13 protein-coding genes are annotated in these 16,321 nt (G+C 68.6%); 4 read left to right on the forward strand and 9 right to left on the reverse strand.

The genetic code is table 11. From position 1 onward, the window contains the following. Positions 1 to 92: 92 nt before the first annotated feature. The 3 genes from BM133_RS27365 to BM133_RS27375 all read left to right on the forward strand — a co-directional run bounded on the left by BM133_RS27365 (position 93) and on the right by BM133_RS27375 (position 4,717). Positions 93 to 830 carry a response regulator transcription factor gene (locus BM133_RS27365; protein ID WP_093441003.1) on the forward strand — a complete coding sequence of 246 codons (738 nt, stop codon included), beginning with the start codon at positions 93 to 95 and terminating at the stop codon, positions 828 to 830. A 227-nt stretch (positions 831 to 1,057) separates the two neighbouring features. Then, a complete protein-coding gene (locus tag BM133_RS27370; protein ID WP_177224955.1) occupies positions 1,058 to 2,320 on the forward strand; it encodes a FecR family protein in 1,263 nt (420 codons plus the stop codon). Positions 2,321 to 2,329: 9 nt separating this feature from the next. After that, a complete protein-coding gene (locus BM133_RS27375; protein ID WP_093441007.1) occupies positions 2,330 to 4,717 on the forward strand; it encodes a CHASE2 domain-containing protein in 2,388 nt (795 codons plus the stop codon). An 11-nt stretch (positions 4,718 to 4,728) separates the two neighbouring features. Here BM133_RS27375 and BM133_RS27380 read toward each other — a convergent pair whose 3' ends face one another. The 9 genes from BM133_RS27380 to BM133_RS27420 form a co-directional block, all read right to left on the reverse strand. Then, the gene (locus BM133_RS27380) at positions 4,729 to 5,154 is read right to left on the reverse strand and encodes a hypothetical protein (protein WP_093441010.1); all 426 of its coding nucleotides are present in this window, start codon (positions 5,152 to 5,154) and stop codon (positions 4,729 to 4,731) included. Between the two features lie 89 nt (positions 5,155 to 5,243). Next, positions 5,244 to 6,485 (reverse strand): glycolate oxidase subunit GlcF, encoded by a 1,242-nt coding sequence (glcF, locus tag BM133_RS27385; RefSeq protein ID WP_093441012.1) that lies wholly within the window; start codon positions 6,483 to 6,485, stop codon positions 5,244 to 5,246. Between the two features lie 20 nt (positions 6,486 to 6,505). Further along, positions 6,506 to 7,603: a glycolate oxidase subunit GlcE gene (gene glcE, locus BM133_RS27390; protein ID WP_093441015.1), complete on the reverse strand. Its 1,098-nt coding sequence runs from the start codon at positions 7,601 to 7,603 to the stop codon at positions 6,506 to 6,508. 9 nt (positions 7,604 to 7,612) lie between these two features. After that, complete coding sequence (locus BM133_RS27395; RefSeq protein ID WP_093441017.1) at positions 7,613 to 9,115, reverse strand: FAD-linked oxidase C-terminal domain-containing protein; 1,503 nt, start codon at positions 9,113 to 9,115, stop codon at positions 7,613 to 7,615. 130 nt (positions 9,116 to 9,245) lie between these two features. Beyond that, positions 9,246 to 10,127, reverse strand: a complete 882-nt coding sequence (locus BM133_RS27400) for a LysR substrate-binding domain-containing protein (protein ID WP_093441021.1) — start codon at positions 10,125 to 10,127, stop codon at positions 9,246 to 9,248. A 288-nt stretch (positions 10,128 to 10,415) separates the two neighbouring features. Continuing rightward, complete coding sequence (locus BM133_RS27405) at positions 10,416 to 11,348, reverse strand: SMP-30/gluconolactonase/LRE family protein (RefSeq protein ID WP_093441023.1); 933 nt, start codon at positions 11,346 to 11,348, stop codon at positions 10,416 to 10,418. A 202-nt stretch (positions 11,349 to 11,550) separates the two neighbouring features. Continuing rightward, on the reverse strand, positions 11,551 to 13,092 hold the full coding sequence (gene amt, locus BM133_RS27410; RefSeq protein ID WP_177224956.1) for an ammonium transporter: 1,542 nt from the start codon (positions 13,090 to 13,092) through the stop codon (positions 11,551 to 11,553). A 28-nt stretch (positions 13,093 to 13,120) separates the two neighbouring features. Further along, on the reverse strand, positions 13,121 to 13,459 hold the full coding sequence (gene glnK / locus BM133_RS27415; RefSeq protein ID WP_007833403.1) for a P-II family nitrogen regulator: 339 nt from the start codon (positions 13,457 to 13,459) through the stop codon (positions 13,121 to 13,123). Positions 13,460 to 13,524: 65 nt separating this feature from the next. Then, positions 13,525 to 14,394 carry a TorF family putative porin gene (locus BM133_RS27420; RefSeq protein WP_093441028.1) on the reverse strand — a complete coding sequence of 290 codons (870 nt, stop codon included), beginning with the start codon at positions 14,392 to 14,394 and terminating at the stop codon, positions 13,525 to 13,527. Between the two features lie 223 nt (positions 14,395 to 14,617). Between BM133_RS27420 and BM133_RS27425 the strand changes: the two genes are divergently transcribed. Beyond that, positions 14,618 to 16,159: a YifB family Mg chelatase-like AAA ATPase gene (locus tag BM133_RS27425; protein ID WP_093441031.1), complete on the forward strand. Its 1,542-nt coding sequence runs from the start codon at positions 14,618 to 14,620 to the stop codon at positions 16,157 to 16,159. Positions 16,160 to 16,321 lie beyond the last annotated feature (162 nt).

Consider the following 16,321-nt stretch of genomic DNA (forward strand, 5'->3'; position numbering starts at 1 on the left):
TAACAATGTTTCAGGCGCGGGACCCGCACGAATTCGTCAGATTCGCGCCTCCGATTCACTGTCAGAATCCCGCCGCCAGACGAACGGAGCTCATGCGCATCGCCATCCTCGAAGACGACCCGGACCAGCAATCGCACCTCGTGCGCACGCTGGAGCACCTGCTCACCGTGGGTGACACGACGGTGGCGTGCACCACCTTCGCCGACGGCACGGCGCTGCAGGGCGTGCTGCGGCGGGAAAGCTTCGACCTGCTGGTGCTCGACTGGAACGTGCCGGGGCTCGAAGGGGTCGAGCTGCTGAAATGGCTGCGCACCTGGCAGCGGGACCTGGTGCCCGTGCTCATGCTCAGTTCGCGCGCGTCGGAGCAGGACGTGGTGCAGGCGCTGAACTTCGGCGCCGACGACTACATCGTCAAGCCGTTCCGCCCGCTGGAGCTGCGCGCGCGCGTGCAGCGCCTGATGGCACGAAGGACGCCGGTCGCGCAGTCGGACCAGGAGCGCTTCGGGCGCTGGGAGTTCGACCGGCTCACGCAGAGCGTGCTGATCCATCCCGTGGCGCCGCACGGCGCACCGGCCGAGCGGCATGCCCTCACCGACCGCGAGTTCAAGCTCGCGCTCACGCTGTTCCAGCACATCGGCGGCGTGGTCTCGCGCGCCCACCTGCTGGAGAGCGCCGGCTACAGCAGCGAAGAGCTGCCCTCGCGCACGCTGGACAGCCACATCTACCGGCTGCGCAGCAAGCTCGGCCTGGAGGCCGAGCGCGGGCTGAGCCTGCGAACGGTCTACGGGCGCGGCTACCGGCTCGAGGCCACGCAGCAGGCGGAGCCATGAGGGTGGCGCCATGGGCCGGGGCTATGCTCCTGCCAACGAGAAAAGATCACTGCATGACGATGAGCGGGCCCAGGACGGGGCGAGGTTTTCGGTCGCGGTCGCCGTCGCCGTCGCCATCGCGGTTGTGGGGCGGGCCGCTGGCGTTGTGCGCGTGGCTCCTTGCACTGGCGGCTTCGGCGCAGCCGCAACCCCAACCCCAACCACCGTCGCAACCATCGCCGCATGTCGTGCAGCCTGGCGAAACCCTCTGGGGCATTTCCGGCCAGCGCCTGCAGTCGCCGCAACGCTGGCCCGAAGTGCAGCAGCGCAACCATGTGGGCGAGCCCCGCCTGCTGCAGCCGGGCAAGGTGCTGTACTTCGTGGACGGCCGCATCGTGCCCGAAGGCGCAGCGGTGGTGGCGGCCGTGGAAGGACCGGCCTGGCGCCGCCGCGGCACCGGACCCGAGCAGGCGCTCACGGCCGGCATGCCGATCCAGCCGGGCGACACCCTGCTCACCGGCAGCGACGCCTTCGTCACGCTGGGCCTGCCCGGCGGCAGCCGCGTCGTGCTGCCATCGCGCAGCGCGCTCGAGGTGCTGGCGGTCGATGCCGCGACGATCCGGCTGCGGCTCATCGAGGGCCGCGTGGAGTCGCAGGTCGAGAAGCAGCAACCCGGCCAGCAGTTCGAGATCCGCGCGCGATCGATGGGCCTGGGCGTGCGCGGCACGCATTTCCGCGTGCGCGACGAAGAAGGCCTGCTGACCGGCGAGGTGATCGAGGGCGAGGTGGTGGTCAGCAGGAACCCCGTGGCCGCGCAGGACCCGCAGCGCCCCGCGGAGGCTCCCGCTCCCGCTCCCGCGCTCGTGCTGCGCGCGGGCAACGGCGCGGTGCTGCTGGAAAGCGGCAACGCCGAGGCACGCACGCTGCTGCCCGCCCCGCAACTGGTGCCCGCCACCGGACCTCGCGGCAGCGACAGGACGCTGTGGCTCGTGCCGGTCGCGGGCGCACAAACCTACCGGCTGCAGCTCGCGCGCGACGAGCGCTTCCTGCTGCCGGTGCACGAACAGCGCGGCCCCGGTCCCGCGTTCACGGTGCCATCCGGGCTGGAAGCCGGCTTCTATCAGTTGCGCCTGACCGCGTTCGACGCAGCGCGGCTCGAAGGCCTGCCCGGCGACAGCACGGTCTATTTGCCGCCCGCCACTGCAGCCGGACAGGGCGGCAGTGCAGGAGGCACGGCGACACCGGCGGCGGACGGCCGCGTCGAGATCCGCTGGCCCGGCGTGGCCGGGCGCCGCTATGCCTTCGAGCTCTCGCGCAGCGCCGATTTCTCGCTGCTGCTGGTCAACGAGCCCGCCGTCTATGCCACCGGCATGACGGTCGGCCCCTTCGCGCTCGGCGGCCGCTACCACTGGCGGGTGCGCGAGTCGGGCACCGCCGCTTCCGTCGACGCGCCGCAGCTGCAACCGTTGCAGCAAGGCTTCGGCGGCAGCTTCGACATCCCCGCGCGCTGAGCCCGCACCATGCGCACGCGGCTCGTCGTCGAACGGCTGTTGATGGCGCTGCTGCTGCCCATCGCGATGCTGTGGCTCGCGCAGCGTCCCGGCCTGCTGCAGCTGGACGCCGCCATCCACGACCAGACGCTGCTCCTGGCCTCGCACACGCCGACGCCGGACATCCTCATCATCGCCATCGACGAGCGCAGCCTGAGCGAGCTGGGCCGCTGGCCCTGGCCGCGCGACACGCATGCGCGGCTCCTGGAGCGGCTGGCGGCCGACAAGCCGCGCGCGGTGCTGCTGGATCTTTTCCTGACCGAGCCCAGCGCCGACTCGCGGGAGGACCAGCGGCTGGCGCAGGCCATGGAAAAACTTCCGGTCTACCTGCCGCTGCTGCATGCGAACCCGTTGACGCCGATGGCCGGCAGCTGGCCGGGCTTTCTTCCGCCCCTGGGCATGTTCGCCGAGCGCGCCAGGGGCGTCGGCCATGCGGGGCTGACGCCGGACACCGATGGCGTGGCGCGCACGCTCTATCTGCGCGAGGGCTATGCGGGGCATCTCCAGCCTTACGTGGGCGCGCTGATGGCCAACCGTGCTCCCGCCGGCGCCGTGGCGGCCGCGCCGGCCGGCACCTGGCTGCGGCAGGACCCGCTGCACCTGCTCTTTGCCGGTCCGCGCGGCAGCTACCGCACCGTGCCTTACGTGAGCGTGCTGCGCGGCGAGGTGCCGGGCGACCTGCTGCGCGACAAGCTGCTGCTGGTGGGCGCCACCGCCCCGGGCCTGGGCGACCAGACGCTCACGCCGAACGCCCGCATCCGCGGCGTGCTGCCCGGCGTGGAGGTGCACGCCAACGCCATCGACAACCTGCTGCACGAGCGCAACGTGAGCGTGCTGTCGCCGCTGGTCTACGCGGCGTGGACCCTCGTGCCGCTGTGGATCGCGTTGTGGCTCCTGGTCCGCATGGCGCACCACGCATTGCCGATCGCGTTCGGCCTCGCCGCGGCCTGCCTGCTGGTCAGCGTGGTCGCGATGTTCGCGCGGCACTGGTGGCTGCCGCCGGCGGCGCCGATCCTCGGGCTCGTGTTCCTCTACCTGCTGTGGAGCTGGCGGCGGCTGGAGTCGCAGTTCGCCTATCTGCGGGAGCGCGCCCAGGCGCTCGATGCGCTGCCGGCCGGCGCCTTCGAGGTGCTGCCCGCGCGCGGCGCGCCCATTGCCGACCCCATGGCCCGCCCCAAGCGGGCGCTCGACCGGGCCATCGCACGCGTCCAGCGCATGCAGAAGCTGATGGACGAGGCCATGCACACCATGCCCGTGGCCATGCTGATCTGCGACGAGGAAGGGCGCATCGCCTCGAGCAACGCCGCGGCCGTTCGCCTGCTGGGCGGCGGGGTGCTCCCTTCCCGCCACGACGATGACGGTGCAGGCGCGCTGCGCGGCGTGTCGCTGCCGGCGCTGATCGCGCCGATGGCGGCCACGCCAAGGGCCGATGCCGCGGCCGGCCCCTCGGCGGCAACGCACGGCTTGCACTGGACCGCGCGCCTGCATGGCGAATACCTCACACCCGAGGCGCGCGTGTTCCGCCTGGAGGCCGCGGCCTTCGGCGCCGCCGCGCCGGAAGACCGCGCCTGGGTGATCGTGCTGCCCGAGCTCACTGCCGAGCGCGAAGCCCAGCGCCAGCGCGACGAGTGGCGGCGCTTCCTGTCGCACGACCTGCGCAGCCCGCAAGTCACCATCCTCAGCCTGCTGTCCATGCACGCCGAGGAGGCCGGTGCCGCGCCGCCCTCGGCAGACCTCCTGCAGGCCATCCGCCGGGAGGCCGAGCGCACGCTCGCGCTCTCCGAGGGCTTCATGGACTACACCGAGGCCGAGTCGAACGACTACCGCTTCGCCGAGACGCACGTGGGTGCGGTGCTGCTCGATGCGCGCGACCAGGCGTGGCCCTACGCCCAGGCCAACGGCGTGCGCATCGAGGCGCGGCTGGACGAGAGCGACGAAACGGTGATCCCCGCCGACGGCGCGCTGCTCACGCGCGCCATCGTGAACCTGCTGAACAACGCCATCCGCCACAGCCGGCGGGGCGGCCGCGTGAGCCTGCGCATGGACATCGTCCCCGGCATCGACGGCCGGCCCGATGGCGGCGTGCGCATCGCCGTCGGCGACGAGGGCTCGGGCATGACCCCTTCGCAACTGCAGGCGCTGCTCACCACGCCGCGCGGCCAGCGCCTGGTGATGAAAAAGGAAGACGGCGCCGCAGCCACGCAGGCCACGGTGCCGGCCGCGCGCGGCATGGGCCTCGGTTTTTCAGTGGTGCGCGCGGTGCTGCAGCAGCATGGCGGACGCATCGAGGCCGAGAGCGCGCCGGGCGCGGGCACCACCTTCTGGCTGACCTTGCCGCTTGGACACAACACGCCCTAGGTTCGGAAGACTCAGAAGCGGAAGCTCGCCGTCTTCGCGCCGCCGCCCACCGTCACCGTCTGGCTCTTGGCTTGTCCGCCGGGCGTGGTGACGTCGATGGTGTAGCGCCCGTCGGGAATGTCGACCAGGCAGACCGGGCCACCGGCGCGGAAGGCCAGCGCGGCGGAAGAGCTGGCATCGCCGCCCTTGATCGCGACGTCCACGCTGGCCATGTAGGCACCGTCGGCGCGCGCGAACAGCAGCGAGAGCGGGTGCTCCTTCATGGCCGCGCGCATGGCGTTGGATTCGTCGGAGCCGATGCCGCCGCACACATAGCGCGTCGGGCCTGCGCCCTGCCACGCGGGCATGGCGGATTGGGCGTGCGCCGCCACGGCACCGGCCACGCAAGCGCAGGCCAGCAGGATGCGTCGCAGCGGAAATTGGAAAACGTGGGACATGGCAGAGGCTCCTTTCGGATTCGGTGCCGCCATGATGCGCCGCCGGCGCCCGCCGCACGAGTCGGACCGCGCCCTGCGCTGCTGTGCGATCAGGCCCTGCCCTGCGCCCCCAGCGCCGCGTCCAGCAGTTCGACCCAGTGCCTCACCGGCGTGTCGCCGCTGCCGCTTTGCAGGTGCGTGATGCAGCCGATGTTGGCCGAGGCGATGGTGGCCGGCTGCAGCTGCTTCAGGTGCCCCAGCTTGCGGTCGCGCAGCGGGTAGGCCAGCTCGGGCTGCAGCACCGAGTAGGTGCCGGCCGAGCCGCAGCACAGGTGCGATTCGTTCATGGCCACGCGCACGTCGAAGCCGAGCGCGCGCAGGTGCGTCTCGACGCCGCCGCGCAGCTTCTGGCCGTGTTGCAGCGTGCACGGCGGGTGGTAGGCGACCACGCCCTCGGGTGCGCGCACACGGGCCTTCAACGCGGGCACGAGATCGGGCAGCAGCTCGCTCAGGTCGCGCGTCAGTTCGCTGATGCGCGCCGCCTTCGCCGCGTAGGCCGCATCGTGCTGCAGGATGTGGCCGTACTCGCGCACGGTGACGCCGCAGCCCGAGGCGTTCATCACGATGGCTTCGACTTCATTGCGCTCCACCTGCGGCCACCACGCATCGATGTTGGCGCGCATCTGCGCCTTGCCGCCCTCCTGGTCGTCGAGGTGGAACTTCACCGCCCCGCAGCAGCCCGCCTCCTTCGCGATCACCACCTGGATACCGGCCGCATCGAGCACGCGCGCGGTGGCGCTGTTGATGTTGGGCATCATTGACGGCTGCACGCAGCCCGCGAGCATCAGCACCTTGCGCGCATGCGTGGCGTTGGGCCATTCGCCCGCCTCCTGCCTCGCTGGCACCTTGGCCTTGAGCGCATCGGGCAACAGGCCGCGCACCGCTTGGCCCAGCTTCATCGCGGGGCCGAACAGCGGCGACGGCAGCCCTTCCTTCAAGAGCCAACGCGTGGCCGATTCCATCGCGGGACGCGGCACCTTCGCATCGACGATCTTGCGGCCGATGTCCACGAGGTTGCCGTACTGCACGCCGCTCGGGCAGGTGCTCTCGCAGTTGCGGCAGGTGAGGCACCGGTCCAGGTGCAGCTGTGTGCTGCGCGTCGGCGCCTTGCCTTCGAGCACCTGCTTGATGAGGTAGATGCGTCCGCGCGGACCGTCGAGCTCGTCGCCCAGCAACTGGTAGGTCGGGCAGGTGGCGGTGCAGAAGCCGCAATGCACGCACTTGCGCAGGATGGCTTCGGCTTCGCGGCCGTCGTCGGTGTCGCGGAATTCGGGGGCGAGTTCGGTTTGCATCGCGGGGTGTCTTTTGTTATTTATTCGTCTGCGAAGAGCCGGCCGCGGTTGAAGATGCGGTGCGGATCGAACTCGCGCATCAGCGCGCGGTGGATGCGGGCGACGGGGGCGCTCAGCGCATCGAAGCGGGGGATGTCCGAAGCGGGCGTCCTGAACAGCGTGGCGTGCCCGCCTGCCGCATGCGCGATCTCGCGGATGCGCGCGGCCTGCCCGGGGGGCGCCTTGTACCAGCGCTGTCCACCGTGCCACTCGATCAGCGGCGCATGGCCGTCGATGGCTAGCACGGGCGCGGTCTGCGGCACCGAGAGGCGCCAGAGTGCGTCCGGGCCATGGGCGGTGTCGAACCACGGCAATTGCTGGTCGCGCAGCGCCTGCCAATCGGCAGCGGCGCGCGCGTTGTCCTTGCGCTCGCCGCCGAGATGCGTGCATGCCGCTTCCACGGCCGCGACCGCGCCACGCAGCCGCAGCCGCAGGTAGAGCGCGCCGGCACCGCCGTATTCGAACCAGCAACTCGCATTCAGCGGCAGCGGCCGGCCGCCCCATTCGTTCAGCAGCCGCAGCGCATCGGCCTGGCTGCAGGCGAACTCGAGCGTGGCCTCGGCCGGCGCAACGGGCAGCACCTTGAGGCTCACTTCGGCGATCACGCCCAGCGTGCCGAGCGAACCCGCGAGCACGCGCGAGACGTCGTAGCCCGCGACGTTTTTCATCACCTGCCCACCGAAGCTCAACACATCGCCGCGACCGTTCACGAGCGTGGCGCCGAGCACGTAGTCGCGCACCGCGCCGACGCTGGCGCGCGCAGGGCCGCTGAGACCGGCTGCGACCATGCCGCCGACGGTGCCGTCGTTGCCGAAGTGCGGCGGCTCGAAAGGCAGGCACTGCCCCTTCTCGGCCAGCGCGGCTTCGAGTTCCACGAGCGGTGTGCCGGCGCGCACGGTGACGACGAGTTCGCTCGGCTCATAGCTCGTGATGCCAGTGAGTTGGGCGGTGCTCAGGACCTCGCCCTGCAGCACTTCCCCGTGAAAGTCCTTGGTGCCGCCGCCGCGAATGCAGAGCGGCGTGGCATCGGCGGCTGCGGCGCGGATGCGCTCGATGATCTGGCTGAGGGCTTGATCCATGATTCTTTTTTAAAAGCGCGGCAGATCGGGATGCGGCAGCTTGCCGCCGCGCACCACCTGCTTGCCGTATTCGGCGCAGCGCTGCAGCGTGGGAATGACCTTGCCCGGGTTCAGCAGGCCGGCCGGATCGAAGGCACGCTTCACGCCGAACATCTGCTCGTTCTCGGCCGCGGTGAACTGCACGCACATGCTGTTGAGTTTTTCCACGCCCACGCCATGCTCGCCCGACACGGTGCCGCCCATCGCGACGCTGGTCTCCAGGATGTCCGCGCCGAAGAGTTCGCAGCGGTGCAGCTCGTCGGGGTCGTTCGCATCGAACAGCACCAGCGGATGCAGGTTGCCGTCGCCCGCGTGGAACACGTTGCAGCAGCGCAGGTTGTATTTTTTCTCCATCTCCTGGATCGCGAGCAGGATGTCCGCCAGGCGCTTGCGCGGGATGGTCGAATCCAGGCACATGTAGTCGGGGCTGATGCGGCCCGAGGCCGGAAAGGCGTTCTTGCGGCCGCTCCAGAATTTCATGCGCTCGTCTTCGCTGCTGCTCACCGCGATGGCGGTGGCGCCGCAACCGCGCAGCACGGCGGTCATGCGGCCGATTTCCTCTTCCACCTCTTCGGGCGTGCCGTCGGATTCGCACAGCAGGATCGCCGCGGCATCCAGGTCGTAGCCCGCGCGCACGAAGTCTTCGACGGCGGCGGTCATGGGCTTGTCCATCATCTCCAGGCCCGCGGGGATGATGCCGGCCGCGATCACCGCGGCCACCGCATCGCCGGCTTTGCGCACGTCGTCGAAGCTGGCCATGATGCAGCGCGCGAGCTGCGGCTTGGGCACGAGCTTGACGGTGACCTCGGTGGTCACGGCCAGCATGCCTTCGCTGCCGACGACCAGCGCGAGCAGGTCCAGCCCCGGCGCATCGAGCGCCTCGCCGCCGAATTCGATCGCCTCGCCCTCGGCGGTGAAGCCGCGCACGCGCAGCACGTTGTGCAGCGTGAGGCCGTACTTCAGGCAATGCACGCCGCCCGAGTTCTCGGCCACGTTGCCGCCGATGGTGCAGGCGATCTGGCTCGACGGATCGGGCGCGTAGTAGAGGTTGAACGGCGCGGCCGCCTCGCTGATCGCGAGGTTGCGCACACCGCACTGCACGACGGCCGTGCGGCTCACCGGATCGATCTTCAGAATGCGGTTGAACTTGGCCAGAGAGAGCGTCACGCCCAGCGCATGCGGCATCGCGCCGCCCGAGAGCCCGGTGCCCGCGCCGCGCGCCACCACGGGCACACCGAGCTGATGGCAGGTCTTGAGCACGGCGGCGACCTGCGCCTCGGTTTCGGGCAGGGCCACGACGAGCGGCCGCTGCCGGTAGGCGGTGAGGCCGTCGCACTCGTAGGGCGTGGTGTCTTCGGCATGCCAGATCAGGGCGTGCGCGGGCAGGTGGTTTTGCAGCGCGCGCACCACCTGCGACTGGCGCTCTGATTTCTGTAGCGAACCGTGCTGGACGGCAGTGAGCGGCGCATTCATGCGGCAAGGCCTCTTGTCTTCTTCTGGCGGGATGTCTCGTGGTGTACCGCACTCTACGGAAATGCAGCGCCGCCGGGTTGAAGCTTTTTTGCGCGACGCTTGAGAGAACTTTGCCGGCGCACCCGGCCGGTCAGCGCAGGCTCTGCACCAGCCAGTCGACAAACGCCGCGCATTCCCAGCGCTCGAGCGTGCCGGGTTGCCAGCAGATGGTGTGCCGGTGCGGCGACGGCACGGCCCGGTCGGAGAGCGCCACCAGCCGGCCCGATTCGAACCATGCGGCGCCCATCTTCTGGCGCACCAGCGCCACGCCGAAGCCGCTCGCGGCGGCGTCGTAGACAAGCCCCAGGTCGTTGAACTGCGAGCCGACGTGCGGCTCGGGCTGGTCGATGCTGCAACTCGCGAACCAGGTCCCCCAGGGTTCGAGCGGACTGCGGATGAGCCGCGCGCTCGCGATCTCCGCCGCGGTGCGAAAGCCATCGAACGGGCCGAACTCGTTGAGGTAACTGGGGCTGCAGGCGGGCACCACTTCTTCTTCGAGCAGCAGGCGGTGCTCGCAGTCGGCATACGTGCCGGTGCCGTAGCGCACTTCGAGGTCGGCCTGTTCGGCCGTCACGTCGAGCAGCGGAATCGACACCTGCAGCACGAGTTCGATGTCCGGGTAGATGTTGCGGAACAGTTCGAGCCGGGGCATCAGGAACTGGCGGCTGAAGGTAGGTGTGACGGCAATGCGCAGGCGCGTGGCGCGCGGTGCGGCATTGGCGAGCGGTGTGGCCTGCAGCGCCGCGAGGCCCGTGCGCACGTTCGCGAGATAGGCGGCTCCGTCGGCTGTCAGGCTGAAATCGCTGCGGCCGAAGAGCTTGAAGCCGACGTGCGCTTCGAGTTGGCGGATGCGGTGGCTGACTGCGCTGGGGGTGACGCACAGCTCGTCGGCTGCGCGACCCGCGTGGCGCAACCTGGCCACCGCTTCGAAGGTGAGGAGGCACTGGATCGGTGGGATGTGCTGGAGGGCCATGGCTTCTACGTTCCGGCCTCTTGTTCAGGGCGCGTGCACAGGCCACCGGGTACTCCCCTCCGCGAATGTCCCCCGGCCTGCGGCCTCCTCCTTGATTTCGCTGCGGGGAGCACCCGATGCCCTGCGCACGAGAAGCGCGGTCGTTGGGTTGGCCGATCAACGACTGCACTGAATAACGATCCCGCCGATGGGGTGCCTTGCGCAGCGAAATCAAGGAGGAGCCGAAGGCGGGGGACATTCGCGGAGCAAGGTACCCCGTCGGCGGGATCGCGCCCTGAATGCCCCACTTCAGTCCTCGAAGAAGTTGACAGGCAGCCCCGGCGTATCGACGCGCACCGAGATCACCGTGCCAGATGCCGGCAGCCGTTCGACTTCCGCGGCAGGCCGTCCCTTGCGACCGCTGGTGACGAAGAGCGTCTTGAGGTCATCGCCACCGAAGCACGGCATGGTCGGACATTGAACCGGCACAGGCACCGACGCCACGATCTCGCCCGACGGCGCGAAGCGCAGCAGTTGCGCGCCTTCGAACATCGCGACCCAGTAGTGCCCTTCTGCGTCGACCGTCGCGCCATCGGGACGGCCTTCGTAGCGAACAGAAGAGTCGGGCGTCCAGCCTTCGGGCTTGGCATCGAACTGGTGGAACACGCGGGCGTGCGAGAGCGCGTTGGCTTCGGCGTCCCAGTCCCATGCGCACACCACGTGCGCGGCGGTGTCGGCCCAGTAGAGGGTGCGGGCGTCGGGGGAGAACGCGAGGCCGTTGGCGGTGGTGGACTCGTTGGCCATCTGCGTGAGCGTGGGGGCGATGCCGGTGTCGGGGCGCGCATCGAAGCAGTAGAGGGCGGCGTTGGCGCGGTCCTTCGCCTCGTTGAGTGAGCCGCCCCAGAAACGGCCGAGCGGATCGCACTTGCCGTCGTTGAAGCGCATGGTGCGCACGTCGTGCTCCACGCGTGCCATCGCGACCAGTTCGCCGCCCCATTCGCGCGCGCGGTAGATGCCGTCGCGCAGCGCGATCACGAGGCCGCCGCTTTTGGCTGGCGCCATGCAACCGGGTTCGGTGGAGAGCGCCCATCGCTGAACCGTGGCGGATGGCGTTCCGATGTCGCCGCGCGTTCGCAACACGGCGCGGCCCGGAATGTCGAGCCAGTAGAGGGAGCGTTCCTGCGGATGCCAGAAAGGCGATTCGCCGAGTTCGCAGAGGCTGTTGTCCAGAGAGGTCCACATGCGGGAGATTGTGCATGCGTGCGCAGCACCGCTGGGTAGGCAAAACGCGGGCAAAAAAAAGCCCGCTGGCGCCGGAGCGCTCGCGGGCTGAACATCCAAAGGAGACCTCGCTTGAAAAACTCGTTACGAAGAATTGTTCTTGTGAAGAAAAAGGATGGTGGTCATCCGGCTGGGGAGCCCCGGAAGGCTCCCCAGTGGCCGATCAACGGTTGTAGGCGGTTTCGCCGTGGGCGGAGATGTCGAGGCCTTCGCGCTCTTCTTCTTCCGACACACGCAGGCCGATGGTGAGGTCGGCGATCTTGAAGGCGATGAACGCCACCACGCCCGACCAGACGATGGTCAGCAGCACGCCCTTCAGCTGGATCCAGACCTGGGCACCGATGCCGTTGGAGATGACGCTGGCCGTGACCCAGTCGCCCACGAGGCCGGGGCCGCCGAGTGCCTGGGTGTTGAACACGCCGGTGAGCAGCGCGCCGACGATACCGCCGACACCGTGCACGCCGAACACGTCCAGCGAGTCGTCTGCGCCGAGCAGCTTCTTCAGGCCATTCACACCCCAGAGGCAGGCGAAGCCGGCGATGAAGCCGATCACCAGGGCGCCCATCAGGCCGACGTTGCCGGCGGCCGGGGTGATGGCCACGAGGCCTGCAACGGCGCCGGAGGCGGCACCCAGCATCGAGGCCTTGCCGCGCATCAGCGCTTCACCGATGCACCATGCGAGCACCGCAGCGGCGGTGGCCGAGAAGGTGTTCATGAAGGCGAGCACGGCGCTGGTGCCGGCTTCCAGGGCCGAACCTGCGTTGAAGCCGAACCAGCCGACCCACAGCAGCGAGGCGCCGACCATGGTGAGCGTGAGCGAGTGCGGCGTGAAGGCTTCCTTGCCGTAGCCCACGCGCTTGCCGATCACATAGGCACCGACCAGACCTGCGACAGCAGCGTTGATGTGCACCACGGTGCCGCCTGCGAAGTCCAGCGCGCCCCATTGCCAGATCAGGCCGGCCTTGGCGTTCTGTGCGTCCACCACGTTGGCTGCGGTGTAGGCGTCAGGGCCCATCCAGAACCAGACCATGTGGGCCAGCGGTGCGTAGCTGAAGGTGAACCAGATCACCATGAACAGCAGCACGGCCGAGAACTTGGCGCGTTCCGCGAAGGCACCGACGATCAGGCAGCAGGTGATGCCGGCGAACGTGGCCTGGAAGGCGGCGAACAGCAACTCGGGGATGTAGACGCCCTTGCTGAAGGTTGCGCCAGGTGCGAACACGCCGGTGGCCGGATCGAAGATCCCCTTCATGAAGAGCCGGTCGAATCCGCCGAAGAAGGCGTTCCCCTCGGTGAAGGCGAGGCTGTAGCCATAGATGAGCCACAGCACCACGATCAGCGAGAAGGTGACCATCACCTGCATCAGCACCGACAGCATGTTCTTGCTGCGCACGAGGCCGCCGTAGAACAGGGCCAGGCCCGGGATGGTCATCATGATCACCAGCAGCGTGGACAGCATCATCCAGCTGGTGTCGCCCTTGTTGAAGGACGGCGCGGGCGCGGCAGCAGGCGCTGCTTCGGCCGCGGCGGGTGCAGCAGCTGCGGCTGCAGGCGCTGCAGCAGCGGGAGCGGCCGCGGGTGCCGTGGCAGCCGGCGCGGATGCGGCGGGCGCTTCAGCAGGCGCGGCGGGCGTTTGTGCGAAACCGGTCGTGCCGGCGGCGAGAACGCTCAAGCCGAGCGCAAGAGAGACAAGCAGTTTTTTCATAGTCGTTGTTCTTTCGGGCCAGACTCGATCAGAGGGCTTCGCGGCCCGTTTCGCCGGTGCGGATGCGTACGACCTGTTCGAGGTTGTAGACAAAGATTTTTCCGTCGCCGATCTTGCCGGTGCGGGCGGCACCTTCGACGGCTTCGATCACGCGATCGACCAGGTCGTCGGAGACGGCCGCTTCGATCTTGACCTTGGGCAGGAAGTCGACCACGTACTCCGCGCCGCGGTAGAGCTCGGTGTGGCCCTTCTGGCGCCCGAAGCCCTTCACTTCGGTGACGGTGATCCCCTGCACGCCGATCGCCGAGAGTGCTTCACGCACTTCGTCGAGCTTGAACGGTTTGATGATGGCTGTGACCAGCTTCATGTGAACTTCTCCTTTGGATGGAAATGGAATGGTGCGGCAGCTTGGGCCGCACCTCGTTGTTTTATTTAGAGCGTCTTCGTCAGCGTGAGGATGAAGCGCGCCTTGTTCGGCGAGTAGTACGTGGTGCCGAAGGTGCCGAAGTCGGGGATGTCGATGCCCGGGTTCGCCACGACCTGGTAGTTGGCCTTCTTGTTGGCGCCCTGCACCGAGCCCGTGAGCGACAGGCCGTTGCCGAAGTCATACGAGGCGCCCACGTTGTAGTCGACGTAGCTCTTGTAGCCCAGGCTGCGGATGTCGCTGGACATGTTCGTGAAGCCCACGGCCGCCTTCAGCGTGACCTTGGGCACGATTTCCTTGCTGTACGCGAGGTTCAGGTAGCCGGTGTTGCGGCCCTTCAGGCCCGAGCCGGCCTTGTTGCCTGCGTAGCCGAAGTAGTCCTTGGAGACGGTGTGCGAGTACTTGGCGGTGAACGAGCCGAAGGTTTCGTTGGCGTAGGTGGCGCCCAGGTAGAGCTCGGTGGTGTTGCCCGCGGAGTTGCCCGGGTAGATGTAGGTGAGCGCACCGACGTCCATGTCGACCGGGCCGGCCTTGAACTTGTAGCCGCCGTACAGGTCGGTCTCGATGCTGTTGCCCTTGAGCCAGTTGACGCTGGAATTCCAGTTGCCCACGTAGAAGCCGCTGTCGCCGAAGGCGTAGTCGAAGCCGCCCTGGATGGCGGGCTTCAGGCCGCGCGTCTTGGCGTAGTCGTTGCGGCCGATCATGTCCTGGTCCTGGCCGCGGAACTTGTAGTTCGTGGTCAGCGAGATGTTGCCGGTCAGCGAGGGCGCCGGGGCGGGCGCCGGGTCTGCCGGTGCCGTCTGCGCCAGGGCGGCGCCCGACGTGGTCAATGCAGTGGCCAGAACGATCAGCGCCTGGACGGCGGAACGGTGCGTCATCGGGAGACTCCTCGCAAGTAAGTAAGTGTTGTGGGACCTGAACACCCTCAAAGCAGGGAGCGTGCCAAAGTGCACGAATACGGCCGCCCTAGAGGGAACCAGCGACCGCCGATGAGCGCCAATTCGTTACAAGGAATGTTTCGATCGGTTGCAGGCACCAGCGTGCCGCGCGGCCGTGGGCCAACAAAAAGGTGGGTGCACCATCTTGGGGAGAGGAAGAAAAATGAGTCTGTCTTTGGTGCAAAGCCGTGCTTTGCTTGGGCTGGAAGCGGCCGATGTCACGGTCGAGGTGCATCTGGCGAATGGTTTGCCCAGTTTCACGCTCGTCGGGCTGGCGGAGACCGAGGTGAAGGAGTCGCGCGACCGCGTGCGCTCGGCCATCCAGAACGCGGGGCTGGAGTTTCCGAACAACAAGAAGATCGTGGTGAGCCTCGCGCCGGCCGACCTCCCCAAGGACTCCGGCCGCTTCGATCTGCCGATCGCCCTGGGCATCCTGGCGGCCAGCGGGCAGATCCAGGGCGCGCGGCTGGCGGGGCACGAGTTCGCGGGCGAGCTGTCTCTCTCGGGTGAGCTCAGGCCCGTTCGTGGGGCGCTGGCCGTGGCATTGGCCCTGCACACGCGCGGTGTCGCGACGAAGCTGGTGCTGCCCATCGAGAGCGCACAGGAGGCGGCGCTGGTGCCCGACGGCGAGGTCTACGGCGCGAGGCACCTGCTCGATGTGGTGCGGCAATTCATTTCCGAGGACGACAAGGCCACAACCCCCGAGCCGCCCGACGACGGCTGGGCGCGAATCCATGTCACGCCGGGCATTTCCGCATCGCCGTATGCCGACCTGGCCGAGGTCAAGGGCCATGCCGGCGCCAAGCGCGCGCTCGAGATCGCCGCGGCGGGCGGCCACAGCCTGCTCATGGTGGGCGAGCCGGGCTCGGGCAAGTCGATGCTCGCGCAGCGCTTTGCGGGCCTGCTGCCGGCAATGAGCATCGACGAAGCACTGGAGAGCGCCGCGGTGGCCAGCCTGGGCGGGCGCTTCGCGACGGAGCGTTGGATGTGCAGGCCGACGTCGGCGCCGCATCACACCTGCAGCGCGGTGGCGCTCGTGGGCGGCGGCTCGCCGCCGCGGCCGGGCGAGATTTCACGCGCGCATCACGGCGTGCTCTTTCTGGACGAATTTCCCGAGTTCGCGCGTTCCGCATTGGAGGCGCTGCGCGAACCCCTGGAGACCGGGACCATCACGATCGTTCGCGCGGCGCGCCGCGCCGAATTCCCCGCGCGCTTTCAACTGATCGCGGCCATGAACCCCTGCCCCTGCGGCTACCTCGGCTCGTCATTGAAGCCGTGCCGCTGCACGCCGGACCAGGTCTCGCGCTACCAGGGCAAGCTCAGCGGCCCCCTGCTGGACCGCATCGACCTGCACATCGAAGTACCCGCCGTGTCGGCGCAGCAACTGCTCGGCTCGCCATCGGGCGAATCGACCGAGAGCATCCGCGGCCGCGTGGTGGCGGCACGCGAACGCGCCATGCAGCGCCAGGGCCACGCGAACCAGAATCTGCAGGGCAGCGCCATCGACACGCATGCGGCGCTGGACGCCACGGCGCTCAAGTTCATCTACAACGCCGCCGCCAAGCTCGGCTGGTCGGCGCGCAGCACGCACCGTGCGCTGAAGGTGGCGCGCACGATTGCCGATCTGGATTCGGCGGATGCCGTGCAGATCGCGCACGTGGCGGAGGCGGTGCAGTACCGCCGTGGACTGCATGCCATCGCGTGACATTCGAACTGCGGAATCTCGCGATGCCGGAGTGCTTCTGTCGGTATGTCTCCTCAGCCTTTGCGTTGAGTCGGCCGAGTTCAGAGCTTCATTCAGGGAATCTTCGTGACTTATTTCGTAGATTACGGGCATTGAAGCGATTTTTCGCTGCCAACCCCTAAA

Source organism: Variovorax sp. 770b2 (assembly GCF_900115685.1).
GTDB lineage: Bacteria > Pseudomonadota > Gammaproteobacteria > Burkholderiales > Burkholderiaceae_C > Variovorax.